Source organism: Vibrio sp. WZ-1 (genome assembly GCF_052037695.1).
GTDB lineage: Bacteria > Pseudomonadota > Gammaproteobacteria > Enterobacterales > Vibrionaceae > Vibrio.
Genome location: NZ_JBQEQR010000083.1, coordinates 134234 through 158376 on the forward strand (window position 1 = coordinate 134234; position 24143 = coordinate 158376).

20 protein-coding genes are annotated in these 24143 nt (G+C 45.6%); 4 read left to right on the top strand and 16 right to left on the bottom strand.

The annotated features are described in order from the left end of the window. Positions 1-6 precede the first annotated feature (6 nt). The 7 genes from sspA to zapE all read right to left on the bottom strand — a co-directional run bounded on the left by sspA (position 7) and on the right by zapE (position 6072). Positions 7-642, bottom strand: a complete 636-nt coding sequence (sspA, locus tag ACTS60_RS20500; RefSeq protein WP_010445837.1) for a stringent starvation protein SspA — start codon at positions 640-642, stop codon at positions 7-9. Positions 643-738: 96 nt separating this feature from the next. Further along, on the bottom strand, positions 739-1476 hold the full coding sequence (locus ACTS60_RS20505) for a cytochrome c1 (RefSeq protein WP_440889762.1): 738 nt from the start codon (positions 1474-1476) through the stop codon (positions 739-741). Next, entirely contained in the window at positions 1473-2738 is a 1266-nt protein-coding gene (locus tag ACTS60_RS20510) for a cytochrome b (protein WP_010445835.1), read from the bottom strand. The genes ACTS60_RS20505 and ACTS60_RS20510 overlap by 4 nt, the downstream gene beginning before the upstream one ends. After that, the gene (petA, locus tag ACTS60_RS20515) at positions 2738-3328 is read right to left on the bottom strand and encodes a ubiquinol-cytochrome c reductase iron-sulfur subunit (protein ID WP_440889763.1); all 591 of its coding nucleotides are present in this window, start codon (positions 3326-3328) and stop codon (positions 2738-2740) included. The genes ACTS60_RS20510 and petA overlap by 1 nt, the downstream gene beginning before the upstream one ends. A gap of 549 nt (positions 3329-3877) precedes the next feature. Continuing rightward, on the bottom strand, positions 3878-4270 hold the full coding sequence (gene rpsI, locus ACTS60_RS20520) for a 30S ribosomal protein S9 (RefSeq protein WP_005436094.1): 393 nt from the start codon (positions 4268-4270) through the stop codon (positions 3878-3880). 15 nt (positions 4271-4285) lie between these two features. Then, on the bottom strand, positions 4286-4714 hold the full coding sequence (gene rplM / locus ACTS60_RS20525; protein ID WP_012842158.1) for a 50S ribosomal protein L13: 429 nt from the start codon (positions 4712-4714) through the stop codon (positions 4286-4288). 254 nt (positions 4715-4968) lie between these two features. Continuing rightward, on the bottom strand, positions 4969-6072 hold the full coding sequence (gene zapE, locus ACTS60_RS20530) for a cell division protein ZapE (RefSeq protein ID WP_440889764.1): 1104 nt from the start codon (positions 6070-6072) through the stop codon (positions 4969-4971). Positions 6073-6268: 196 nt separating this feature from the next. Between zapE and zapG the strand changes: the two genes are divergently transcribed. The 3 genes from zapG to degS all read left to right on the top strand — a co-directional run bounded on the left by zapG (position 6269) and on the right by degS (position 9496). Continuing rightward, positions 6269-6709 (top strand): Z-ring associated protein ZapG, encoded by a 441-nt coding sequence (zapG, locus tag ACTS60_RS20535; RefSeq protein ID WP_440889765.1) that lies wholly within the window; start codon positions 6269-6271, stop codon positions 6707-6709. 235 nt (positions 6710-6944) lie between these two features. Next, positions 6945-8312 (top strand): Do family serine endopeptidase, encoded by a 1368-nt coding sequence (locus ACTS60_RS20540; protein WP_409583387.1) that lies wholly within the window; start codon positions 6945-6947, stop codon positions 8310-8312. 119 nt (positions 8313-8431) lie between these two features. Further along, entirely contained in the window at positions 8432-9496 is a 1065-nt protein-coding gene (degS, locus tag ACTS60_RS20545) for an outer membrane-stress sensor serine endopeptidase DegS (RefSeq protein WP_440889766.1), read from the top strand. Between the two features lie 38 nt (positions 9497-9534). Here degS and parC read toward each other — a convergent pair whose 3' ends face one another. The 6 genes from parC to nudF form a co-directional block, all read right to left on the bottom strand. Continuing rightward, positions 9535-11823 carry a DNA topoisomerase IV subunit A gene (gene parC, locus ACTS60_RS20550; RefSeq protein WP_440889767.1) on the bottom strand — a complete coding sequence of 763 codons (2289 nt, stop codon included), beginning with the start codon at positions 11821-11823 and terminating at the stop codon, positions 9535-9537. A 3-nt stretch (positions 11824-11826) separates the two neighbouring features. Further along, complete coding sequence (gene parE / locus ACTS60_RS20555) at positions 11827-13707, bottom strand: DNA topoisomerase IV subunit B (RefSeq protein WP_440889768.1); 1881 nt, start codon at positions 13705-13707, stop codon at positions 11827-11829. A 250-nt stretch (positions 13708-13957) separates the two neighbouring features. After that, positions 13958-14542 (bottom strand): esterase YqiA, encoded by a 585-nt coding sequence (gene yqiA, locus ACTS60_RS20560; RefSeq protein ID WP_440889769.1) that lies wholly within the window; start codon positions 14540-14542, stop codon positions 13958-13960. Positions 14543-14597: 55 nt separating this feature from the next. Then, a complete protein-coding gene (gene cpdA, locus ACTS60_RS20565; RefSeq protein ID WP_440889770.1) occupies positions 14598-15404 on the bottom strand; it encodes a 3',5'-cyclic-AMP phosphodiesterase in 807 nt (268 codons plus the stop codon). A 59-nt stretch (positions 15405-15463) separates the two neighbouring features. Further along, positions 15464-15907 carry a DUF1249 family protein gene (locus ACTS60_RS20570; protein ID WP_440889771.1) on the bottom strand — a complete coding sequence of 148 codons (444 nt, stop codon included), beginning with the start codon at positions 15905-15907 and terminating at the stop codon, positions 15464-15466. After that, positions 15907-16557 carry an ADP-ribose diphosphatase gene (gene nudF / locus ACTS60_RS20575; protein ID WP_440889772.1) on the bottom strand — a complete coding sequence of 217 codons (651 nt, stop codon included), beginning with the start codon at positions 16555-16557 and terminating at the stop codon, positions 15907-15909. The genes ACTS60_RS20570 and nudF overlap by 1 nt, the downstream gene beginning before the upstream one ends. Positions 16558-16786: 229 nt before the next feature. Between nudF and tolC the strand changes: the two genes are divergently transcribed. Continuing rightward, complete coding sequence (gene tolC / locus ACTS60_RS20580; protein ID WP_010445809.1) at positions 16787-18109, top strand: outer membrane channel protein TolC; 1323 nt, start codon at positions 16787-16789, stop codon at positions 18107-18109. A 243-nt stretch (positions 18110-18352) separates the two neighbouring features. On the opposite strand, the gene hldE is transcribed toward tolC, so the two are convergent. The 3 genes from hldE to ACTS60_RS20595 all read right to left on the bottom strand — a co-directional run bounded on the left by hldE (position 18353) and on the right by ACTS60_RS20595 (position 24072). Further along, entirely contained in the window at positions 18353-19783 is a 1431-nt protein-coding gene (gene hldE, locus ACTS60_RS20585) for a bifunctional D-glycero-beta-D-manno-heptose-7-phosphate kinase/D-glycero-beta-D-manno-heptose 1-phosphate adenylyltransferase HldE (RefSeq protein WP_440889773.1), read from the bottom strand. 77 nt (positions 19784-19860) lie between these two features. Further along, positions 19861-22704, bottom strand: coding sequence for a bifunctional [glutamate--ammonia ligase]-adenylyl-L-tyrosine phosphorylase/[glutamate--ammonia-ligase] adenylyltransferase (gene glnE, locus ACTS60_RS20590; protein ID WP_440889774.1), 2844 nt, complete (start codon positions 22702-22704; stop codon positions 19861-19863). A gap of 111 nt (positions 22705-22815) precedes the next feature. Next, complete coding sequence (locus ACTS60_RS20595) at positions 22816-24072, bottom strand: methyl-accepting chemotaxis protein (RefSeq protein WP_440889775.1); 1257 nt, start codon at positions 24070-24072, stop codon at positions 22816-22818. Between the last annotated feature and the right edge of the window lie 71 nt (positions 24073-24143).

Here is a 24143-nt window from a genome sequence, read left to right on the forward strand (position 1 = left end):
AATCGCTTAGCGAACTAGGCGCATTTCACGTTCAGCTTCAGTAAGAGAAGCAAGGAATGAATCACGCTCAAAAACGCGGTTCATGTAAACTTTAATCTCTTTTGAGCCTGGGCCAATTAGATCAATACCTAGTTGAGGTAAACGCCACAATAGTGGAGCTAGGTAGCAGTCGATTAGGCTAAATTCTTCGCTCATGAAGTACTCATACTCAGCAAAGATAGGCGCTAGAGTTAGAAGATCATTACGCAGTTTAATGCGTGCTTTTTCTGATTCTTCTGCATTGCCCTTCATTACTTTCTCAGCGAGTGAGTACCAGTTACGTTCAATACGGTACATCATCAGACGGCTGTTACCACGAGCAACTGGGTAAACAGGCATTAGAGGTGGATGAGGGAAACGCTCGTCCAAGTACTCCATGATGATTTTCGAATCGTAAAGAGCTAGCTCACGGTCAACAAGAGTTGGCACTGATTTGTATGGGTTCAGCTCAACAAGCTCAGCAGGAAGGTTAGCTTCATCAACAAGCTCAACTTCAACACTTACGCCTTTTTCAGCAAGTACGATGCGAACCTGATGGCTATACAAATCTGATGCACTTGAGAAAAGAGTCATCACAGAACGTTTATTGGCAGCTACAGCCATGGAGCCCTCCAGTACACTTACAAATAAAAATAATGGAGGCTAAGCCTCCATTATCCGTCAATTAAAATTGGGAATTAGCACGGTATGATAGCACAATTAATGCACATCACGCCAATACTCTTTCTTGAGCATCACGACAACGATTGTTAGTAGAACTAGGAAGCCCATTACCCACCAACCAAGCGCATGACGCTCAAGTTTAACCGGGTCACCTGAGTAAACGAGGAAGTTTACTAGATCACCAACAGCTTTGTCGTACTCACCAGAGCTTAATTCACCTGTACCGTCCGTTTCAGTACCAACAACGACTTGAACTTCTTCGCCGTCGACAACTTTCGTGCCGTAAACTGGGGTAGGAATGCCTTGTAGCTCCTCAAGAACATGTGGCATACCAACACTTGGGAACACCATGTTATTCACACCAAATGGACGAGATGGATCAACATAGAATGCACGTAGATAAGTGTACAACCAATCCGCACCACGAACTCGAGCGACTAAAGTTAGATCTGGTGGTGGAGCACCAAACCAGTCCCCAGCTTGCTTCGCAGGCATCGCATTAACCATTAGGTCACCGACTTTCGCTTCAGGGTCGAAAATCAGGTTTTCCTTCATTAGGTCAATTGGAATATCCAAGTCCGTCGCTACTCGCTCATAACGCTGGTATTGCGTTGAGTGACAAGCAAAACAGTAGTTCATGAATAGCTTCGCACCATTTTGTAGCGAAGCTTTATCTGATAGGTCCACGTGCGCTTTATCTAACGGTACATTGGCTCCCGCTGCCATCGCTAAAGATGGCAACATAGCAAATAGAATTACAATCCACTTCTTCATTTGAATGTCACCCTCTCTGGTAATGGTTTGGTCGCTTCATTTTTGCTATAGAAGAACAGCAGCACAAAGAACATGAAGTAACACAAGCTAAAGATCTGAGACAGAATCGTGTACAACGGCGTTGCCGGTAGTGCACCTAAAATACCCAGAGCAATAAAGGCGATAGTGAACTGAACAATATTCAGTAGGTGGATCTTACTACGGTAACGGTAAGAACGTACCTTGCATCGATCCAGCCAAGGTAAAACAAACAGTACTGCAATTGACGCACCCATTAGGATTACACCCAATAGTTTGTCTGGAACCGCACGCAAGATTGCGTAGAACGGAGTGAAGTACCACACAGGAGCGATGTGCTCAGGTGTCTTCAGTGGGTTTGCTGCTTCAAAGTTAGGCGGCTCAAGGAAGTACCCCCCCATCTCTGGGTTGAAGAACAGTACGTAACAGAAGAAGAACAAGAAGCCAGCTACACCAACTAAGTCCTTAACCGTACCGTACGGATGGAAAGGAATCGAATCGATGATGTCGTATTTCTTCGAGTAGTAATCATGGAACTTGAACTGCGATTGGTAATCGTCGCCCATTGAACCTTTTGGTAGCTTAGTTTCGATACCATCAGGGTTGTTTGAGCCAACCTCATGCAGTGCCAATACGTGCAGCACAACCAGAAGAAGTAGAACTATAGGCAATGCAATTACGTGAAGTGCGAAGAAACGGTTCAGCGTTGCACCAGAGATGATGTAGTCACCACGGATCCAAAGCGTTAAATCGTCACCGATAACTGGAATCGCACCGAACAGAGAAATGATAACCTGAGCACCCCAGTATGACATCTGACCCCATGGTAGTAGGTAACCCATGAAAGCTTCAGCCATCAGTACCAAGAAGATCAACATACCGAAGATCCACAGTAGTTCACGAGGCTTTTGGTATGAACCGTAAATCAAACCACGGAACATATGCAGGTAAACCACGACGAAAAATGCTGATGCACCAGTTGAGTGCATGTAACGCAACAACCAACCGTACTCAACATCACGCATGATGTATTCGATAGAAGCAAACGCCCCTTCGCCAGAAGGAACGTAGTTCATGGTTAGCCAAATACCCGTAAGGATTTGGTTAACCAGTACCAACATTGCCAGAGAACCGAAAAGGTACCAAAAGTTGAAGTTCTTTGGCATTGGGTATTCAGACAAATGCTTTTTATAAGCATTCATCGCTGGAAGTCGTTTTTCAACCCAGTCTAATAGTGCTTGCATTATGCATCTCCCTCATCAACACCGATAATGAGCTTCGTATCACTCAAATACATGTGCTTAGGAACCACTAGGTTCAGCGGTGCAGGAACACCCTGAAACACTCGACCAGCCATATCGAATTTAGAACCGTGACATGGGCAGAAGAAGCCAGACTTAACGCCTTGAACTTGCTCTGAGAAAGTGTCAGGTAGATAGGTCGGTGAACAACCTAAGTGGGTACAGAAGCCAACTGCCACGAAATACTCAGGTTTGATCGAACGATGTGCGTTCTGAGCATAAACTGGCTGCTGTTCCATTTCTGATTGTGGGTCACGAAGCTGTCCGTCGATGTTCTTAAGGTTATCGACCACTTCTTGAGTACGGCGTACAACCCATACAGGCTTACCTTGCCACTCAACACGGACCATCTGGCCAGCTTCAATTTTGCTGATGTCCACTTCCACCGGCGCACCTGCGGCTTTCGCTTTGGCACTCGGATTCCATGATTTGATAAAAGGCACGGCGACGGCAGCTGCCCCTAACCCACCAACAACTGCCGTTGTAGCGGTTAGAAAACGCCTGCGACCGTTATTTAAAGGCGCGTTGCTCATCCAAACATTCTCCCATTTGCTCCCTTTGGATCGTTATTATTCCGCTTATAAGAGCATGGCTAACTAATAATGAATTTAGTTCTATTTATTGGGGAGAAATGATAAAGAAAACCCTACTTTTTGACAAGATAAAGCTACCTTTTTGTAACAATTGTGAGGTAAATCGCTCACGCCGTCACAAAAGCGGCAGAATTATAAAAAATAGATGTGATTTGTAACAAGAAAGCGAAACGAAGAACATCTGAATATACGAGAAAAAGCCTTGTATTCCGGTTATTTTCCGTTATTTAGACAAGAAGATATTTCAAGAATGTGAAGGTTATCGCCACTTTTGTTACTCAAACTTTGTAGCACGTGCAAGGAGTAAAAACTCATAATTAGAGCGCGTAAATGTTGCGAGGATATTAAGTGAAGGGGTAAAAATGAGTGCGAAAGAAGAAAATGAATAAATGCTTACTTCTGAAAAACAAAAAGCCCGGCATATAGCCGAGCTTTGATGCACAGTTTCCAGAGTAACTCTGGAACAGCATAATTTCCGATAAGAGGAAATTAACGCTTAGAGAACTGTGGACGACGACGTGCTTTACGTAGACCAACTTTCTTACGTTCAACGCAACGAGCGTCACGAGTAACGTAACCAGCTGCACGTAGAGTAGGACGTAGAGACTCATCGTACTCCATAAGAGCGCGAGTGATACCGTGACGGATAGCACCAGCTTGACCAGAAATACCGCCACCTTTAACAGTAACGTATAGGTCTAGCTTCTCAGTTAGTTCAACTAGCTCAAGAGGTTGTTTAACAACCATACGAGAAGTTGGACGACCGAAGTACTCATCAAGGCTACGCTTGTTGATTACGATGTTGCCGCTGCCTGGTTTGATGAAAACACGCGCAGCTGAGCTTTTGCGACGGCCAGTGCCGTAGTATTGATTCTCTGCCATTTTCGAAATCCCCAATTAGATGTCTAGTACTTGTGGTTGTTGAGCAACATGGTTGTGCTCAGCGCCTGCGTAAACTTTAAGCTTACGGTACATAGCACGGCCTAGAGGACCACGTGGAAGCATGCCTTTAACTGCAAGCTCAAGAACCATCTCAGGTTTACGATCGATCAGCTTTTCAAAAGTGATAGATTTTAGACCACCTGGGAACTCAGAGTGACGGTAGTACACTTTGTTCTTAGCTTTGTTGCCAGTTACAGCAACTTTCTCAGCGTTGATAACGATGATGTAATCACCAGCGTCAACGTGAGGAGTGTATTCAGCTTTGTGTTTGCCACGTAGGCGAGATGCAATTTCACTTGCTAGACGGCCAAGAGTTTTACCCTCTGCGTCTACAACGTACCAGTCGCGTTTTACAGTTTCTGGTTTAGCAACGAAAGTTTTCATGCTAATAATAACCCGTTAATTAAAATTTAAACTTTAAGGAACACCCATTGGTGCTCCCACACTGTCTAAGAGCCCAGTCATCACCCCTTCGAGTCGTTGGTACTCTCGACCCTCTTATGTCGAAATAACTTCGATAATCAGGTCTGCAGTAACGGTGGGTCGCAGGATTATAGAGAAGAGCGAAGAAAAAATCACCTTTTTTTGCGTTAAATCACGATTTTTTTATTCACTTTATTAAGATTAGTTGCCGATTTTTACGCCAAATGCTCTTTAGCGAGATATTCATGGCTTTGCATCTCGGTTAATCGCGATATGCAGCGCTTAAACTCAAACTCCAGTTGTCCTTCTGTATATAGAAAGTCCATCGATACCTCGGCTGATATAATAAGCTTAACATTGCGCTCATAGAACTCATCGACCAACGCAATAAAACGTCTTGCTGCGTCATCGATTCTTCGGTCCATCTGCTTCACATCCGCCAATAGTACGGTGTGGTAGATACGAGACAGCTCAATGTAATCATTCTGGCTTCGCGGTGTTTGGCATAGTTGTGAGAAAGAGGCATGTAATACACCATCACTTGCTTCTATAACCGCTATTTCTCGATGATTAATTTCGATCCTGTTTACGGCCGCCTTTCTTTCACCGATCAATTGTTGGTAGTAGAGCTTGAGGTTAACAGACGCTTGCTCATCCAGTGGATAGTGATATATCTCAGCTTGCTCTAATGTCCGAAGACGGTAATCGACGCCACTATCTACGTTCAACACTTCGCAGCGCTCAATAATCATCGCAATTGCTGGCATAAAGCGCGCTCGTTGCAAGCCATTTCGATATAAGTTCTGAGGTTCAATATTCGATGTGGCTACTAATACCATTTGGCGCTTGAACATCTCTTGCAACAAAGTAGCCAAAATCATTGCGTCGGTAATATCAGAGACAAAAAATTCATCAAAGCAAACTATATCCGCTTCTTTCTTAAACAGGTCCGCGACTTTCGATAACGGATTCTCTACTTCACCCAGACGCTTAAGTTCATCATGGACTCGATACATAAATCGATGGAAGTGAACTCTCATCTTCTTCTCTGTTGGAAGAGAGTCATAAAAGGTATCCATTAGGTATGTTTTCCCACGCCCAACTCCCCCCCAAAAATACAATCCTTTGGGAGGCTCTGGTAGTTCAGGCTTTTTACCTAATAGTTTTTGCCATTTAGAAACTTGAGGAACTGGCGCAGCTTGGAAGGCAATAATGTCGTGGTAGAGCTTATCTAAAGCAACAACGGCGTTATGTTGGGCTTCATCACGCTGAAAGCCATTATCTACAATATCTTTTTCGTATCGTTTTAATGGTGTCATAGCAATATGTCGTATCAGAGGAACAGAGAAATAATGTCACGCAACAGTCAGTTTGTATCATTCTGTAGAAGTGCTTGCACTCCACAAACAGGGCTTCTATTTTTCTTTATCGACTGTGCAAGGCATAGTAACATGGACCTGCACCGCGTGTAACTAAGTAGTAAAAAACTTGTTAAAACAACTATAAGGAGCAGTTATGCCTTGGATTTATGCCATTGTGGGTTTGCTGGTCGGTACAATTGTAGGCGTAGTCATAAGCAGACTAACCACCCCAGAATACAAAAAGCAAAAATCGGTTCATAAAGAGCTAGAAGCCGCAAAATTCCAATTAGAACAACAACGTCAAGAGCTCGTCGATCACTTTGCACAGACTGCAGAAATGTTGGATACCTTGGGTAAAGACTACACCAAGCTATACCAGCATATGGCGAAGACATCTTCTGAACTTCTTCCGAACCTGCCAGAACAAGACAACCCGTTTGATAAGAAAACAGCGATGTCGACTGATGTAGCAGAAGAGCAAGAAGAAGCTAATGAGCAGCCTAAAGACTATGCTAATGGCGCAACCGGACTGCTTAAAGATCAAGAAAAGGAAGTCATCGAAGCTCCAGAATTAGTAGCAGCTAAAGCTTCATAAACTTCATGTAAACCCAAGTCATCACACACTAACTGTGGTACTTGGGTTTTTTCTTTCCCAGATAATTGTACTTTTTGTCATTTCCTTCCTTTCTAGTTTGAACTTTTTTCCAACATCAATGTTCTAAACTCCATAACAACCTGCCAGCCCCCTTTTGACTATCAACACCAGTCCCCATGATGGATTTGATGAAGATATTTCTTTTGGCAGACCTGTTAAACAGAGGAGTTATTGGATGAAAAAACCTTTGCTTGCGCTAACCGTTCTATCTTTAAGCTTGAGTTCAATCATCACACCAGTTACCGCCACCGCTGCACTACCATTAAGTGTTGATGGCGAGCAATTACCTAGCTTAGCGCCAATGTTGGAGAAGGTAACTCCAGCAGTCGTTAGCATTGCTGTAGAAGGCAAACAAGTTCAAACCAGTCGTATACCAGAGCAGTTTCAATTCTTCTTCGGTCCTGAGTTTCCAACGGAGCAAACCCGAGAGCGTCCTTTCCGAGGTTTAGGCTCTGGCGTTATCATTGACGCCAAAAAAGGACAGATCGTCACCAACTACCATGTTATTAAAGGGGCAGATGACATAAGAGTACGTCTATATGACGGTCGAGAATACGATGCAAAACTCATTGGCGGTGACGAAATGTCAGATATCGCATTGCTAAAACTTGAAACTGCAAAAAATCTTACCCAGATTAAAATTGCCGACTCAGACAAACTCCGTGTCGGAGATTTTAGTGTTGCGATTGGTAACCCATTTGGGTTAGGGCAAACTGTCACATCTGGCATCGTATCTGCGTTGGGACGAAGTGGCTTGAATGTAGAGAACTTCGAAAACTTTATTCAAACTGATGCTGCGATCAATAGCGGCAACTCCGGCGGTGCCCTAGTCAACCTCAATGGTGAGCTAATCGGTATTAATACCGCTATTCTTGGTCCAAATGGCGGCAATGTCGGTATTGGCTTTGCGATCCCATCGAATATGATGAAAAATCTTACTGACCAGATCTTAGAGTTTGGTGAAGTAAAACGTGGCATGCTTGGTGTGCAAGGTGGCGAAGTCACTTCTGAGCTTGCCGAAGCTCTAGGTTATGAATCGAGCAAAGGCGCTTTTGTTAGCCAAGTAGTGCCTGACAGTGCCGCAGATAAGGCCGGGCTAAAAGCGGGAGACGTGATTGTTTCTGTTAACGGAAAATCAATTGATACCTTCTCTGAACTAAGGGCGAAAGTCGCAACCCTAGGGGCTGGGAAAGAAATAACACTTGGCGTTATCCGCGATGGTAAGAAAAAGGACTTTGATGTGACATTAGGTGAATCCACCAATATCAAAGCCAAAGCTGAAACCTTACACGACGGCCTCAAAGGTGCAGAGTTAGGTAACACCACACCAAGTGATAGCATTCAAGGCGTTAAAGTCACTAACGTGGTTGAAAACTCTCCAGCAGCTCAGTACCAATTGCAAAAAGATGACATCATTATTGGTGTAAACCGTCAAAGAGTGAAAAACTTGGCTGAACTACGCTCAATTACCGAGAAACATAAAGGGGTATTGGCTCTGAACATTCAACGAGGTGATCGCACTATTTACCTCGTTATCCGCTAATCCTTTGAGTAGTGTCTATAAAGGGCAGTATGTTTACATGCTGCCCTTTTGTTATTTTTCAATGTAATGCTATTCTTCTTGTCTCTAATTTGAGTTGTTCTACAAAGCATGGAGTGGGTATGCTGAGCTTTTTGTTACGTTCTGTTTTTTTAGGTCTCGCGACCGCTGCGGTTGTTCTCTTGGCCGTACCTTCTTTGCGTAGCAATATCATCCCTGACGCTCTTGATGTTCAGCCAAGTAATATTACGTCATTAGAAGTATCCTTTAATCAAGCGGTGAGAAAAGCTTCCCCTGCTGTTGTTAATATCTACAGCCGCAAGTATGTGGAAAACGATCGTAGTAAACTGTCCACCCAAGGCTTGGGATCTGGTGTTATCGTCAGTGAGAAAGGCTACATTATCACTAACTATCATGTTGTCGCTCAAGCTGATCAAATCGTAGTCGCACTACAAGATGGCCGTGCTGCTGCCGCTCAGTTAGTTGGAACAGACAAGCGTACAGACATTGCTATCTTGCGTGTCGAAGGCTCTAACCTACCTGTTATTCCACTTAACCCAGACTATCAGCCTCAAGTGGGTGATGTCGTCCTAGCTATTGGCAACCCGTATAACTTAGGCCAAACCACCACCTTCGGCATTATCTCTGCAACGGGTCGATCGTCAATCAGTGATGGTCGCCAAGCCTTTATTCAAACCGACGCCGCAATCAACGAAGGTAACTCCGGTGGTGCTCTGGTAAATACTCAAGGTGAACTGGTCGGCATCAATACGGCCTCATTCCAGCAAGCGACTGATCTTGAGACCTACGGTATCTCTTTTGCCATCCCCGCTCCTTTGGCAAATAAGATCATGCAAAAAATCATTGCAGATGGCCGTGTAATCCGTGGTTATATCGGCATTGATGGACAAGATATCAATGCGGTTACTGCTCGTTTACTTGGGAATGAGCACATCGGCGGTATTGTCGTATTAGGTATCGACCCGAATGGTCCAGCAAGTACTGCTGGCTTTGAAAAGCAGGACATCATCATCAGTATCAATGGCACTAAAGTGCAAGGACGCCAAAGCGTAATGGACATTGTTACTGATTTGCGTCCGGGAACTAGCGTAGATGTGGGTATCATCCGCAAAGGAAAACAGATGAACTTAAAAGTCACCATCGCAGAAGACAAACAAGAAGTATAAAAAAATCCCAGCCATTGGCTGGGATTTTTGTTTGTGCGTTATTCGCTATCACTTGGCTCTTCTGGAGCATCTGAGCTTCCGCCCATCTCCACTTCAATACGCGTCACGCGTTGTAAGCCTCTCGGAAGTAGACTGCCTCGACGACCACGCTCACCGCGGAAGTTCTCTAGATCTGCAGGTTTCAAGCCTAACTTACGTTTACCTGCATACAAGGTCAGAGATGCCCCTTGTGACAGAGCCATCAAGTGAGAAAGCACCTCTTCACGCTCTTTCGCCTTCGCAGCAGGAATGTTAATGATCTTATTACCCTTACCTTTCGCCAGCTGCGGTAGATCTTTAATTGGGAACAACAGCATGCGGCCTTGGTTGGTGATCGCTAGGATTTCATCCGAATCAAGATCAGCAATCGTCTTCGGCGTCATCACTTCTGAATTAGCAGGAAGTGTCACGAGCGCTTTACCACTGCGGTTCTTCGACAGCAAGTCTGAGCCTTTACATACAAAGCCATAACCTGCATCAGAACCCACCAGCCATAGCTGCTCTTCTTCACCCATGATCACTTGGCGAATACTACTACCCGCGGTAATGTTCAAGCGACCTGTAATCGGCTCACCTTGGCTTCGTGCTGATGGTAATGAATGCGACTCTAGGGAGTAGCTGCGACCATCACTGCCAAAGAACACCGCTTGCTGATTACTCTTACCGCGCGCATGCGCTAAGTATTGGTCGCCAGACTTGTAGCTCAAGCCTTCTGCATCCACATCGTGACCTTTCGCGTGACGAATCCAGCCCTTCTCAGAAAGCACAACCGTGATTGGCTCACTTGGTACTAGGTCGCGTTCTGTTAGTGCTTTTGCTTCGGCACGTTCAACTAGTGGAGAACGACGGTCATCACCGTATTTCTCTGCATCGGCTTTGATTTCTTTCTTCAGTAGTGTGTTCAGACGACGCTCAGAACCTAGTAACTGTTCTAGCTTCTCACGCTCTTTCTCTAGCTCGTCTTGCTCACCACGGATCTTCATCTCTTCTAGTTTTGCTAGATGACGAAGTTTGGTGTCTAGAATCGCATCCGCTTGGATATCGGTAATACCAAAGCGTTCCATCAGCACAGCTTTTGGATCGTCTTCAGTACGAATGATCTCAATCACTTCATCTAGGTTTAGGTAAGCAACTAACAAACCTTCCAAGATGTGTAGACGAGCCATTACTTTGTCTAGGCGGTGTTGTAGACGGCGACGTACTGTTGTACGACGGAACTCGATCCACTCAGACAGAATTTGTACTAGACCTTTAACTTGAGGACGGTTATCCAAACCAATCATGTTCAAGTTAACGCGGTAGCTGCGCTCAAGATCCGTTGAAGCGAACAAGTGGTTCATCAACAGATCACAATCAACGCGGTTTGACTTCGGCACCACAACGATACGCGTTGGGTTCTCGTGATCCGATTCATCACGAAGATCGTCAACCATTGGCAGCTTCTTAGCACGCATCTGGTTAGCGATTTGCTCAAGCAGTTTCGCACCTGAGACTTGGTGTGGCAGAGAAGTGATCACGATATCTGAGCCTTCTTTGTGCCATACCGCGCGCATCTTAATGCTGCCGCGACCGTTGCGGTAAATCTTCTCAATATCCGCTTGCGGCGAAATGATTTCTGCTTCGGTTGGGTAATCTGGGCCCTTCACGAACTGCATCACATCTGGCAGATCCGCTTTCGGATTGTCGATTAGGTGGATAGTTGCATCCGCCACTTCACGAACGTTGTGAGGTGGAATATCAGTCGCCATACCAACCGCGATGCCGGTGACACCGTTGAGCAGGATATGAGGCAGACGTGCTGGCAACATTTGTGGCTCTTTCATCGTGCCATCAAAGTTAGGCTGCCATTCAACCGTGCCTTGACCTAGTTCACCTAGTAGGACTTCAGCAAACTTAGACAGTTTCGCTTCGGTATAACGCATTGCCGCGAACGATTTCGGATCATCCGGCGCACCCCAGTTACCTTGACCATCTACCAGTGGGTAACGGTAAGAGAACGGCTGTGCCATTAATACCATCGCTTCGTAACACGCAGAGTCACCGTGCGGATGGTATTTACCCAACACGTCACCAACGGTACGTGCGGATTTTTTGTATTTTGCTGATGCCGAAAGACCAAGCTCTGACATTGCGTAAATGATGCGTCGTTGAACCGGTTTCAGACCATCACCAATGTATGGCAATGCACGGTCCATGATTACGTACATCGAGTAGTTCAGATAAGCGTCTTCAGTGAACTTGCGCATTGGCAACTGTTCAACGCCATCGTAGGTAATTTCTGTAGACATCCGTTAAACCTCTGCCATATCGCCGTTGCTTTGTAGCCAAGTACGACGGTCATCTGCTCGTTTCTTACCAAGCAGCATGTCCATCATTTCCATGGTCGCTGCAGAGTCATCAATGGTTAACTGAACCAGACGACGCGTATTTGGATCCATGGTGGTTTCACGCAACTGAAGTGGGTTCATCTCACCCAGACCTTTGAATCGTTGCACGTTGATTTTGGCTTTCTTCTTAGACAAGCGCTCTAATACACCATCTTTTTCGTCATCGTCTAAGGCATAGAATACTTCTTTGCCACAGTCGATACGGTATAGAGGCGGCATCGCGACGTAGATATGACCAGCTTCAACCAGCGCACGGAAGTGACGAGTGAACAGCGCGCATAACAGCGTTGCGATGTGCAAACCGTCCGAGTCCGCATCGGCAAGGATACAGATTTTACCGTAACGAAGGCTGTCTAGGTTGTCGCTGTCTGGGTCAATACCCAGAGCAACTGAGATATCGTGCACTTCTTGAGATGCAAGCACTTGATCGGCAGAAACTTCCCACGTGTTTAGGATCTTACCGCGCAGTGGCATCACCGCTTGAAACTCACGATCACGCGCTTGTTTAGCAGAACCGCCCGCCGAGTCACCCTCCACGAAGAAGATTTCGGTGCGGTTGAGGTCTTGCACAGAACAGTCTGTCAGTTTGCCTGGTAGAGCAGGACCTGATGCAACCTTCTTACGCACAACCTTTTTGCTTGCACGCATACGGCGGTGTGCGTTCGCGATACACACTTCCGCTAACTGCTCAGCCAGCTGTGGTTTTTCATTCAACCAAAGGCTAAACGAATCTTTAACGACGCCTGATACAAACGCTGCTGTTTGACGAGACGAAAGACGCTCTTTAGTTTGGCCAGCAAATTGTGGGTCTTGAATCTTAACCGACAGTACATATGAACAACGGTCGAAAACGTCATCACCAGTTAGCTTCACGCCACGAGGCAATAAGTTGCGGAATTCACAGAACTCGCGCATTGCATCAAGCAAGCCTTGGCGTAGGCCATTTACGTGTGTACCTCCCTGTGCAGTAGGGATAAGGTTCACGTAACTTTCCGTGATCATCTCGCCGCCTTCCGGCTGCCAGATTACCGCCCAGTTTGCCGCTTCAGTTTCTGCTGAGAACTCACCAGTAAATGGTTCTTCTGGTAGAACGGTATAGCCTTTCACACCTTCCGCTAGATAGTCTTTAAGACCATCTTCGTAGTGCCATTTGTAGTCTTTGTTGTTTACTTTATCGGTAAACGTAATCTCTAGACCCGGGCAAAGTACCGCTTTCGCACGCAGGTTATTCACCAAACGAGTTACTGAGAAGTTCGCAGAGTCAAAGTACTTTGTATCTGGCCAGAAATGCACGCTGGTACCACGGTTACGACGGCCACATGTACCGGTTACGGTTAGATCAGAAACCTTGTCACCATGTTCGAAAGCAATCTCATAAATTTGACCGTCACGACGAACTGTCACTTCAACACGTTTAGATAGCGCATTTACTACAGAGATACCTACACCGTGCAGACCACCAGAGAATTGGTAGTTCTTGTTAGAGAATTTACCACCTGCGTGAAGCTTACATAGGATCAGTTCAACGCCTGATACCTTTTCTTCTGGGTGGATATCAACAGGCATGCCTCGACCATCATCGATCACTTCTAATGATTGGTCAGCATGTAGGATGACTTGTACTTTTGAGGCATGTCCGGCAAGCGCTTCATCGACACTGTTATCGATAACTTCTTGGCCCAAGTGGTTTGGGCGCGCTGTATCCGTATACATCCCTGGTCGGCGACGTACTGGCTCTAAGCCATTCAGTACTTCAATGGCACCAGCATTATATTGTTCAGTCATATTACGGAATTGTTCTCAAAGTTTACTTGTTTCTCAAACTTCACATTTATGCGAACCATATTCGAGAAACGAAAAAGCTACCCTGTCTGCCCCCTTCCCATTGGTAAGAGCATGCATAACAAAGTAGTCAGGGCTTCATACCCTTAAGTTCTTTTTGGCAAAACATAGTCGGAAAGCAGACCGACTATGTCAAGAAACGGTTGGATATGGCAATGAAAACTATGAGCCTATTCCAATCGTCTCGTTAGTATTACAGTTTTAAGAACTCTATGATTTGAGCAGGATAACGCTCAAAGCCAATAAAACTGTGATCACCGCCGTCTTCTACCGTTTGTTTCGCTTGCGCGAACTTTTCAACGGCCTGGCGATAGTCCAATACTTCATCTTCTGTTTGCTGCAACAACCAAAAGGAGTCAGGAGACGCGATGCTTTGTACATCAAGAGCTTTTAGCTCGTCAATATGACAGGCTTCAAGTGTATAGGTTTCGTGCGTATAAGGGTTGGTTTGCTCACCTAAGTAATCCACTAACAGCTCATATGGCTTCACTGCCGGGTTAACGACAACCGCTCGGAAACCAAACTTGGCATTTAGCCATGTCGACATATAACCGCCCAGCGAACTGCCAACCAAGCCAATATTATAGTCATTCTTATGCTGCTCAACGATATCAAGCAAGCACTGCGCGGCAAGTTCAGGGAAACACGGTAACTGAGGTACGATAACCTTGATATCCGATCGTTGCTGTTCACAGTACACTTTCATTAAGTTTGCTTTCATTGAAAGCGGTGAGCTGTTAAAGCCGTGAATATAAAGCAACAGGGAGGGTTTGCTCATGATTGCCTCATGTAAAAAAGTAAGCCCGAACATTAAGGTTCGGGCATAGTAATGATTAGTATCCGTTTGAGGTAAAGTCCGGTTGGAACTGGCCATCCGGCAATCGGTTCACTTGCGTGGAGATATCGCCATTACTGTGCAACTCCAGCTCTCGCCAACCAGGTGATTCAGTGTCTAAGGCGAAGTCATCAGAGTCCGGTTTGAATTGCACGCAAGTCGACGGCGTTGCCATTACACGGATGCCATTATCCAAAACATTCATGTCTTGATGAACATGGCCGCATAAAATGCCCTTTACGTTTTCAAAGCGATTCACCACTTGCCAAAATGCTTCCGCATCTTTCAACGTATGCTGATCTAACCAAGCACTGCCAACCAACAGAGGATGGTGATGTAAAAGTACCAGTGTATGTCGCTGTGGATTTTCTGCGAGCTTTTCTTCCAGTAATGTCAGCTGTTGGTCACTCAATCGCCCATGAGGTACACCCACGACCTGAGAATCTAAAAGTATCAACTGCCAGTACTCGCCGAGCATCAAGTGTTCAACGGATTGTATTTGAGGAGATGGTAGTACACTGCCCATATTAGGCTTGTAATCGTGATTACCAGGAAGCCAGAAACAATCTTTTTCCAGCGGAGCGATGCCTTCAGCAAAACGCTGATAAGACTCTGCGCTGTGATCTTGTGAAATATCACCAGTTGCTAAAATGTAGTCAAACTGCACCTGACGATGGAGAATCTCTTGCACCACGGCCGTGAAGCTGTCGGCAGTTCTTACGCTCAACAAGCTGCCCTCATCTGCAGCAAACAGATGAGTATCCGTGATTTGTAATAGCTTTATACTGTCACTAGATAATTGCAAAATGAAAACCTGATTCGTCCACTATTGTTCTTTGTTGTTTTCCCTTAGTGAGCTGACCATCAATTGAAGGCAAGTGGTGTTCTACTAATACCACTTCGTAAACAGAACGTCAGCCATTCACCAAGGAACGTATTAAGCTGATGCTTTTCATCTTTTTGCATCAACTGGTCGTTGGGATAATCATATTTAGCTTTGATACGAGAGAATTCTCCACCTGAACATACTTCAGCAACTCTCGCGTCGTGATAAAGCCTGACAGACATCGTCGGTAAAGGAAACACTGGCGTCTCATCACTCTGACATATCTCAACAACTGTGGTGTATTTTGTGATTTCATTCACGGTCAATTGGTAGACCATGCTCGCCGCTTGATAGCAGCGGATATCACCAACTTCGGCAGAGGCAGGTAGCAAAGCATTCAACTTAGCGTAGTTGGTCTCATACGTTCTCATTAGACCCGCTAAGTCGACATGGTATCGTCGTTTTTCAGCTACTTGTGCCATTACTCATTCTCCACCGTAGGGGGAACTCCCCATTGTGACTTCAATTCCTCATGGTTCAGTTGCAGCCATTGCAATGCAATGATAGATGCACCATTCTCGAATTTACCGTCTTTCACCCATTGATACGCGGTTTCACGACTAAGGACATGGACTCGAATATCTTCATCTTCATAGTCTAAACCATGAATGCCATGCGCTTTAGTTGCGTCCACTTCTCCAACGAACACATCCAATTTTTCCGAACAACCACCAGAAGAGGGATAATAAGAGGTAACCGAAGTGACACGTCCCACTTGGATGCCAGCTTCCTCTTCTGCTTCACGACGAATCACTTCTTCTGCTGATTCATCACGATCAATCATGCCAGCAACAATTTCAAGTTGCCAAGGATGGGAATGCTCTAAGGCGCCAACTCGAATCTGTTCGATGATCACAACCTGATCAGTTTTAGGATCATATGGCAACATAGCAGCAGCATGACCACGCTCGAACATTTCGCGTTCAACAACATCACTCCACCCACCAGCAAACAATCTATGCTTAAAACGGTATTTCACCATTTTAAAGAAGCCTTGAAATACGGTTTCTTTTGAGATTATTTCCACATCCTGTGGAGTAAAATCATTCTGTTGCTTGTCACACTGTTGCATTCAGCACCTCTTTGAGTGAATCGTGTAGTTTACTCATTGTTCTAAGCTTGCTCAAAGGACATTGCTCAACTTTTTATATAATAGTTATAAATAATTTTAAGCAAATCCCAAAAATTTATTGCACGAGTGGATAATTAAGTGTAAAAAAGTGCAAAGTTTAGAGTAAATATCGTTCAAATTGAGTTAAACTACTGAGAATTAACCAATCTATTGACCGCGGGAATAGAAAATGAAAAAACTGCTTCCACTTTTTATCAGTGCAGCGCTAGGTAGTATGAGTACATCTGCATGGGCAGACTCTCTTGCAGAAATCTACGATTTAGCAAAACAAAATGATCCTCAACTACTGAGTGTTGCAGCACAGCGCGACGCTGCTTTTGAAGCAATCAACTCTAGCCGCAGTGCCCTATTACCTCAGATCAACTTAACAGCAAGTTATGATATCAATAGAGGTGACCTAGACAAAGACCGTACAGGTAAGGTCTCAACTGATAACAATCAATTATCTGCAGGTGTTGGTTTTACCCAAGAACTTTACAACCGAGCTTCTTGGATCACGCTAGATACTGCTGAGAAAACCGCGCGCAAATCAGATGCATCCTACGCGGCAACACAACAAGGCTTAATCCTACGAGTTTCTCAAGCATACTTTGAAGTGCTACGAGCAAAAGATAACCTAGTGTTTGTTCGCGCAGAAAAAGCAGCCGTTGGCCGTCAGCTAGAACAAACAAAGCAACGCTTTGAAGTAGGTCTATCAGCAATCACTGACGTACACGATGCTCAAGCTCAATACGATGCTGTGCTAGCAGATGAAGTATTGGCAGAAAACTCATTGATCAACAGCTATGAGTCTCTTCGTGAGATCACTGGCCAAGAACATAAAAACCTGAATATTCTTGATACTGCGCGTTTCTCCGCAAGCCCATCGAACGCAACAGCAGAAGCTTTGATCGACCAAGCAAAAACTGAAAACTTGAGCCTATTGTCTGCACGTATCTCACAAGATATTGCTCGCGATAACATCTCTCTAGCAAGCTCTGGCCACTTGCCAACGCTTTCGCTAGATGGCGGATACAACTACGCAGATACAACAAATAGTAGCGACGACCAAACTGCTGATGGCTTTAACATCGGCGTTAACCTAGCGGTCCCTCTATACACTGGTGGCAACATTACTTCTAAAACTAAACAAGCTGAATTCGCCTACGTAGCAGCAAGTGAAGATTTAGAAAAAGAATACCGCAGCGTAGTCAAAGACGTTCGAGCTCAAAACAACAACATTAATGCTTCAATTGGTGCGTTAAAAGCGTATGAGCAATCTGTTGTTTCTGCGAAATCTGCGCTAGAAGCGACAGAGGCAGGTTTTGATGTAGGTACTCGTACCATCGTAGACGTTTTGGACTCAACTCGTCGTCTATATGATGCCAACAAAAACCTATCCAATGCTCGTTACGATTACATCTTAAGCGTACTTCAATTGCGTCAAGCAGTTGGTACACTAAGCGAGCAAGATGTCCTAGATGTTGATGCGGGTCTGAAGCCAGCAAAATAACCATAGATATCTAAGTAACACGCAAACGCCAGTTGGTTTCCAACTGGCGTTTTTTGTTGGGGTAAGTAACCAAGCCAAGTGCGCGTTAGATCCTCTCCCCTTTCGAAGGGGAGGGTTAACCTCCTCTCACTCCCCCTTAAAAAGGGGGAGGACTGGAATGCGTTTGTGGTTAGATTCACTCCTCCAAAAACAACAAAGGTCGCTCGAAAGCGACCTTTAATAATCAATTTGGCGAGAAACGAATTAGCCTTTACCGCCTTTGATGGCATTGATGATTTCACTGGTTGAGCAACCATCTTCGAAGTTAAGTACGCGAACTTCACCACCTGCGGCAATCACTTCTTTACCACCAGCAATCTCTTCTGGTTTATAGTCGCCGCCTTTCACTAGCAAGCTTGGTAGCACTTCCGAGATTAAACGTTGAGGCGTGTCTTCACTGAAAGGCACAACCCAATCTACTGCGCCAAGGCCTGCTAATACTGCCATACGGCGATCAGTTGGGTTTACTGGACGACCAGGACCTTTTAGGCGCTTAACGGAATCGTCGGTGTTTACCGCTACGATTAGGCGATCACCTAGTTCAGCCGCGTGATTTAAGTAAGACACATGACCAGCGTGTAGAATGTCGAAACAGCCATTGGTCATCACAACCTTCTCACCTTTCGCACGAGCTTTCTTCACCGCTTCAATCAGTGCTTGCTCTGAAATCACGCCGTAGTCTGTATCTTGGCTACCGTGAATCGCTTCCGCTAACTCAATCTCAGACAGCGTTGATGTACCTAGCTTACCAACCACAACACCTGCGGCTGCGTTTGCTAGTGCACACGCTTCTTCAAATGATTTACCCGCAGCAACAGAAGCAGCCAATACAGAGATAACCGTGTCGCCAGCGCCTGTTACGTCGTACACTTCTTTCGCTTGAGTTGGCAAATGGAACGGCTCATGGCCACGACGGATAAGTGTCATGCCATTTTCACTGCGTGTTACCAATAGTGCTTCAAAATCGAATTCCTCGACCAGTGCTAGTGCTTTTTCTACCAGCTCTTGATCAGACTTCACTTTGCCGACCACATCTTCAAACTCTTTCATGTTTGGTGTCAGCAGTGTCGCACCACGGTAGCGCTCAAAATCAGCACCTTTCGGATCGATGAAGACTGGAATATTCGCTGCACGTGCTTTTTGGATGTATGCCTGAACGTGCTCCAAAGAACCTTTCGCGTAGTCAGACATGATCACAGCTTTCACTGCAGGCAGCGCCGTTTCCATACGAGACAGCACTGGCTCTGGATCGGTGTTCTCGAACTTGTCTTCGAAATCCAGACGAATCAATTGCTGACCACGGCTCATGACGCGAAGCTTAGTGATAGTTGGGTACTCTGGCAGTGCAACGAAGTCGCATTTCACTTTTAGTGAATTCAACGTTTCCGTCAGTACTTTCGCAGGTTCATCCATCCCCGTTAGACCAACAATATGAGCATGGCCGCCAAGTGAAGCAATATTCATTGCCACGTTCGCAGCACCACCAGGACGCTCTTCATTGTTTTCTACTTTAACAACAGGTACTGGCGCTTCAGGAGAAATACGTCCAGTTGGGCCATACCAGTAACGATCTAGCATGACATCGCCGATGATGAGCACACCAGCGCTGTTGTAATCAGGTAGAATTGGTTTCATTATTGGTCTCCAAAAATTAAATCGTGGTGAGTTTAACACAGCCTTTTTCTAGGCTGAACCTTGCACATAACTTCTGCTTAGGCGAACCATTGATTCCATGCTTGCTTCACCCACTCTCGCTCGGCAACAAACTTATCTTCCGCCACATCGGCATCCAAATTAAGTAAGTTACGACGATGAATCTCATCACGCATCGAGGTATACGCTCGAGTTAACTGCATTGCTTGGTCTTCTTCCATGACACCTTGAGCAATCAAAGTTTCAAAAATACGCACGTTATCACACCAGCGAATCAGCTTCGGTTTACTGTGACTGTAGTTGAGCACAAGATATTGGGCGAGAAATTCGATATCGGTGATGCCGCCTTTATCTTGCTTGAGCATAAAGCGATCGGACTTTTTCCCACCTAGATGATCACGCATTTTCTCACGCATATCGACGACGTCTTTCTTCAGTGCGTTTTGGTCGCGCTGTTTACACAACACATCATGACGCGTGTTGTGGAAAGCAATCGCTAATGGCTCGTCACCATAGATCATGCGAGCACGTACTAACGCCTGATGCTCCCATGTCCACGCATCTTGGTGTTGATAATCATCAAACGCGTCGGTTGGGCTGACCAACAAACCCGAAGCGCCAGATGGACGTAAGCGAGTGTCCACTTCGTACAGAATGCCTGATGCGGTGCGGGTCGAAAAAATATGAATGATGCGCTGCGCCAAGCGCAAATAGAACTGGCGGCCATCAATCTCTTTCTTACCATCGGTGTAAACGTTCACTGGGCAGTCATGCATAAATACGATATCAAGGTCTGAGTTATAGCCCAGTTCCCAACCACCCACTTTACCGTAACCAATTACGGCGAAACCTTTGCCTTCTCGATCTTTGACATGAGTTGGCTCGCCATACTTTTCCGACACTTGCAACCAAGCTTGGTTCACGACGGCTTCAACGATGGCTTCTGCTAGGTAGGTTAAGTGGTCACTCACTTTCATCACTGGTAATACACCAGCAATATCTGCCGCAGCGATACGTAGGATGCAAATTTGCTTGAACTGGCGCAGCGCTTCCATCTGTTGCTCCATATCGTCTTCAGGAATACGAGCAAGGAAATCACGCAACTCAGTTTGGTAGCTGTTTAATGGGATTGGATTGTATAGATGCTGAGGGTCAATCAGCTCATCAAGCAGGATTGGGTAACGCGATAGCTGCTCAGAAATCATTGGACTTGCAGTACACAAGCGAACCAATTGTACCAAGGCTGCCGGATGCTCATCGAGCAATTCAAGGTAGGTCGTGCGGGTGCAGATGTTATGCAGCAAGTGCAGGACACGCGGCAAGCCAAATTGCGCATCTGGGTGAGAAAATACTGCATCGAAAACTTTCGGCATCAACTTAGTCAGTACTTCACGACCGCGAGGGCCAAGTGTTTTCTTAGCTAAATCCGCTTTGAACTGCATGATGGTTTTTGCCAACTCTTCAAAGTTATCTACTTTGATATCCTGCTGCAGAACGTTTTCTAACACATCTTGCTTAGTTGCCATATCCCACAGCTCGTGGAAGTGACGCGCGACCGCTTCAGTTTCGTCTTCTTCGTCATCACCAATTAAGCTTTCAAATACCTTATGAACATTCGCCATGTGTTGCTGGGTTTGGGCAATGAGCTCCTTCCAAGATTCAAAGCGCATCGCCGTCGCAAGCTTCAGCTGTTCGTCTTCACAACCAGGCAAGGTTTGAGTTTGTTTATCTGCCATCGCTTGTAGTAGGTTTTCTAGCTGACGAAGGTACTTGTATGCAGCTTCAAGGTTATCTACTTCTGGCTGAGTAAGCTGACCTAGCTCCCCGATGGCGTTCAAGGTTTCGAGTAAACCACGACCACGTAAAGATGGCTCGCGACCACCGCGAATCAACTGGAATACTTGAGCAATAAACTCAATTTCACGAATGCCACCAGCGCCTAATTTGATGTTGTTACTCAAACCACGACGGCGTACTTCGCTACTGATCATCGATTTCATACGACGCAGCGATTGAATCGCACTAAAGTCGATATAGCGACGGAAAACAAACGGGCGCAGCATCTGACGCAACTCTTGATATTGCGGATACATTTCGCTGCCCATCACGCGCGCTTTGATCATCGCGTAGCGTTCCCAATCACGTCCTTGCTCTTGGTAGTAATCTTCTAGAGCAGCATAGCTCATAACCAATGGGCCGCTCTCGCCAAATGGACGTAATCGCATATCCACGCGGTAACAGAAACCATCAAAAGTTTGCTGATCGAGTGCCTTTATAATGCGCTGACCTAAGCGAGTAAAAAACTGGGCATTAGCAATACTGCGTCGTGCACCTTGGGTCTCGCCATTTTCTGGATAAGTGAAAATCAGGTCGATATCGGAAGAGAAGTTCAACTCACCGCCACCTAGCTTACCCATGCCGATGATCAGCATAGGCTGCGCTTCACCTTCGGCATTGGTTGGCGTGCCCCATTCGTTGCAGCAAATCTTGTATTGCCATTGGTAAGTTTCGAAGATCATCGCTTCGGCTAACTGGGATAAGTGGCTGAGTGACTCTTCTAGAGTCCACATCTGCGTGAAATCTTTCCAGGCAATATAAACCATTTCACGATTTCGGAACTGGCGCAGTACCCGATGCCCTGCCATCTCATCTTGGCACTCAGCGAGTAATGCAGCAAGACGCTCTCGGTAACCCTGTTGTCGGCTGCTTTCTGCCAGCATTGTCGGCAATTCCTGGGCCAGTTTGTCATCACGATGAATAGCCTCAGTGATAAACTTGCTTAAGCCAGATACAAAATGAAATTGCTCAGTAATCTCAGTTGGCCATTGTTGATAATATCCCGCTTGTTCCGCATTTTGTACGGCAGAATCAGCGATAGAAATCAGTGACGAAGGCAGCTGCATTTTTCTTCCTTGTGTGAAAAGCACTGTGGTATCACTCTTTTATACCAGAGTTGGCACAAATAAAAACGCCCACAAAAGGTTTGTGGGCGTTTTATCAAAGCTTGTCAGCCTTTAGACTTGAAAGGATTTTATCTTCTTATCTAACTCTTCTGCATTGTCTTGCATCATTTCGGAAGTTTCCAGCAGTTCAGTAATCACCACAACGGAGGCTTCTACAAGCTCACGAACATTGGTTAAGTTCTGGCTCATATCTTCTGCAACACTACTTTGCTGACCTGAAGCGGTTGCAATCTGGAAGTTCATATCGTTGATTTGCGTTACTTGCCCAACAATACCATCCAACTCACTACCTGCATTTGATACCAGCTCTACACCTTCAGCGGCTTCAACCACACTTTTCTCCATCAGCTCCACCGCTGAAGTAGCGCTCGCTTGAAGCTGAGTGATCATCTCTTGGATTTCTACCGTTGCTTGTTGGGTTCGTTGAGCAAGGTTACGAACTTCATCCGCAACCACCGCAAAACCACGACCCGCTTCACCAGCACGCGCAGCTTCAATCGCAGCGTTCAGCGCTAGCAAGTTTGTCTGCTCGGAAATACCTTGAATGGTACCAACCACACTACCGATAGCATCCACACGCTCTTCCACTTGGTTTACCGCACTTGCTGAAGATGCAATATCTGAAGACAGTTCGCTCATCTTAGACATGGTATTTTGTAAGAACTGTTGACCAGTTACCGCTTGGGTTGATGCTTGCTCAGTAAGGGAAGAAGCCGCTTGAGCATGGTCAGCAACGGTTTGGACCGTCGAAGACATCTCACTCATCGCGGTAGCAAGTTGATCAATTTCGTTAAACTCTTCCTGTGCCGACTCTTTTGTTTCAGACATGCTGAGTGTCATTACTTCAGTAAGCGTTGCCAGTTCATCGGATGCATTAATCTGCATTTGAATCACGTCATGCAACTGGCGACGGGTTTTCTCCAACTCACGAGCTACATCACCGTACTCATCTTTACAGTCCATTCCGAATGGCACTGAAAGATCCTTGCTCGCCATGAGTTTAATCGCATCATTCAAATACTGTGTCTGACGTAACATCACACGCGCTGCCGCCAAAAGTAGTACAACAAATACCGCAATGAGTAACGCTGTTTGCCAAGCAACTTGTGTTAGATAAGCCTCATAATGTTGTTGGGCAACGTGTTCGTTCTGTGTCGCCGCGAGTAGTGAATCGTAGAATGTGCTCGCATCCCAAAGTTGTTTCGCCACGATTAAGACGGTACTAAATACCATCAGCATGACCATTTTCGGAACGAGCTTAATGTCGGAAATAACCCTTTCCCATGGCTTGAATGCCAGCTTTTCCATTGTCAGTTCTCCACTGAGTCTTATATAGTCTTTATGTTTCGCCAACTTATAGTCACAGTTGTGCTATTTAT

Bases quoted from the DNA above. Each gene is read 5' to 3' on its own strand.
- parC (WP_440889767.1), bottom strand. From the start codon at position 11,823: ATGTCTACAGAAATTACCTACGATGGCGTTGAACAGTTGCCAATGCGC.
- hldE (WP_440889773.1), bottom strand. From the start codon at position 19,783: ATGAAACCAATTCTACCTGATTACAACAGCGCTGGTGTGCTCATCATC.
- ACTS60_RS20595 (WP_440889775.1), bottom strand. From the start codon at position 24,072: ATGGAAAAGCTGGCATTCAAGCCATGGGAAAGGGTTATTTCCGACATT.
- rplM (WP_012842158.1), bottom strand. From the start codon at position 4,714: ATGAAAACTTTCGTTGCTAAACCAGAAACTGTAAAACGCGACTGGTAC.
- rpsI (WP_005436094.1), bottom strand. From the start codon at position 4,270: ATGGCAGAGAATCAATACTACGGCACTGGCCGTCGCAAAAGCTCAGCT.
- parE (WP_440889768.1), bottom strand. From the start codon at position 13,707: ATGACTGAACAATATAATGCTGGTGCCATTGAAGTACTGAATGGCTTA.
- nudF (WP_440889772.1), bottom strand. From the start codon at position 16,557: ATGCAACAGTGTGACAAGCAACAGAATGATTTTACTCCACAGGATGTG.
- yqiA (WP_440889769.1), bottom strand. From the start codon at position 14,542: ATGAGCAAACCCTCCCTGTTGCTTTATATTCACGGCTTTAACAGCTCA.
- ACTS60_RS20540 (WP_409583387.1), top strand. From the start codon at position 6,945: ATGAAAAAACCTTTGCTTGCGCTAACCGTTCTATCTTTAAGCTTGAGT.
- ACTS60_RS20570 (WP_440889771.1), bottom strand. From the start codon at position 15,907: ATGGCACAAGTAGCTGAAAAACGACGATACCATGTCGACTTAGCGGGT.
- glnE (WP_440889774.1), bottom strand. From the start codon at position 22,704: ATGCAGCTGCCTTCGTCACTGATTTCTATCGCTGATTCTGCCGTACAA.
- tolC (WP_010445809.1), top strand. From the start codon at position 16,787: ATGAAAAAACTGCTTCCACTTTTTATCAGTGCAGCGCTAGGTAGTATG.
- degS (WP_440889766.1), top strand. From the start codon at position 8,432: ATGCTGAGCTTTTTGTTACGTTCTGTTTTTTTAGGTCTCGCGACCGCT.
- zapE (WP_440889764.1), bottom strand. From the start codon at position 6,072: ATGACACCATTAAAACGATACGAAAAAGATATTGTAGATAATGGCTTT.
- petA (WP_440889763.1), bottom strand. From the start codon at position 3,328: ATGAGCAACGCGCCTTTAAATAACGGTCGCAGGCGTTTTCTAACCGCT.
- zapG (WP_440889765.1), top strand. From the start codon at position 6,269: ATGCCTTGGATTTATGCCATTGTGGGTTTGCTGGTCGGTACAATTGTA.
- ACTS60_RS20510 (WP_010445835.1), bottom strand. From the start codon at position 2,738: ATGCAAGCACTATTAGACTGGGTTGAAAAACGACTTCCAGCGATGAAT.
- ACTS60_RS20505 (WP_440889762.1), bottom strand. From the start codon at position 1,476: ATGAAGAAGTGGATTGTAATTCTATTTGCTATGTTGCCATCTTTAGCG.
- sspA (WP_010445837.1), bottom strand. From the start codon at position 642: ATGGCTGTAGCTGCCAATAAACGTTCTGTGATGACTCTTTTCTCAAGT.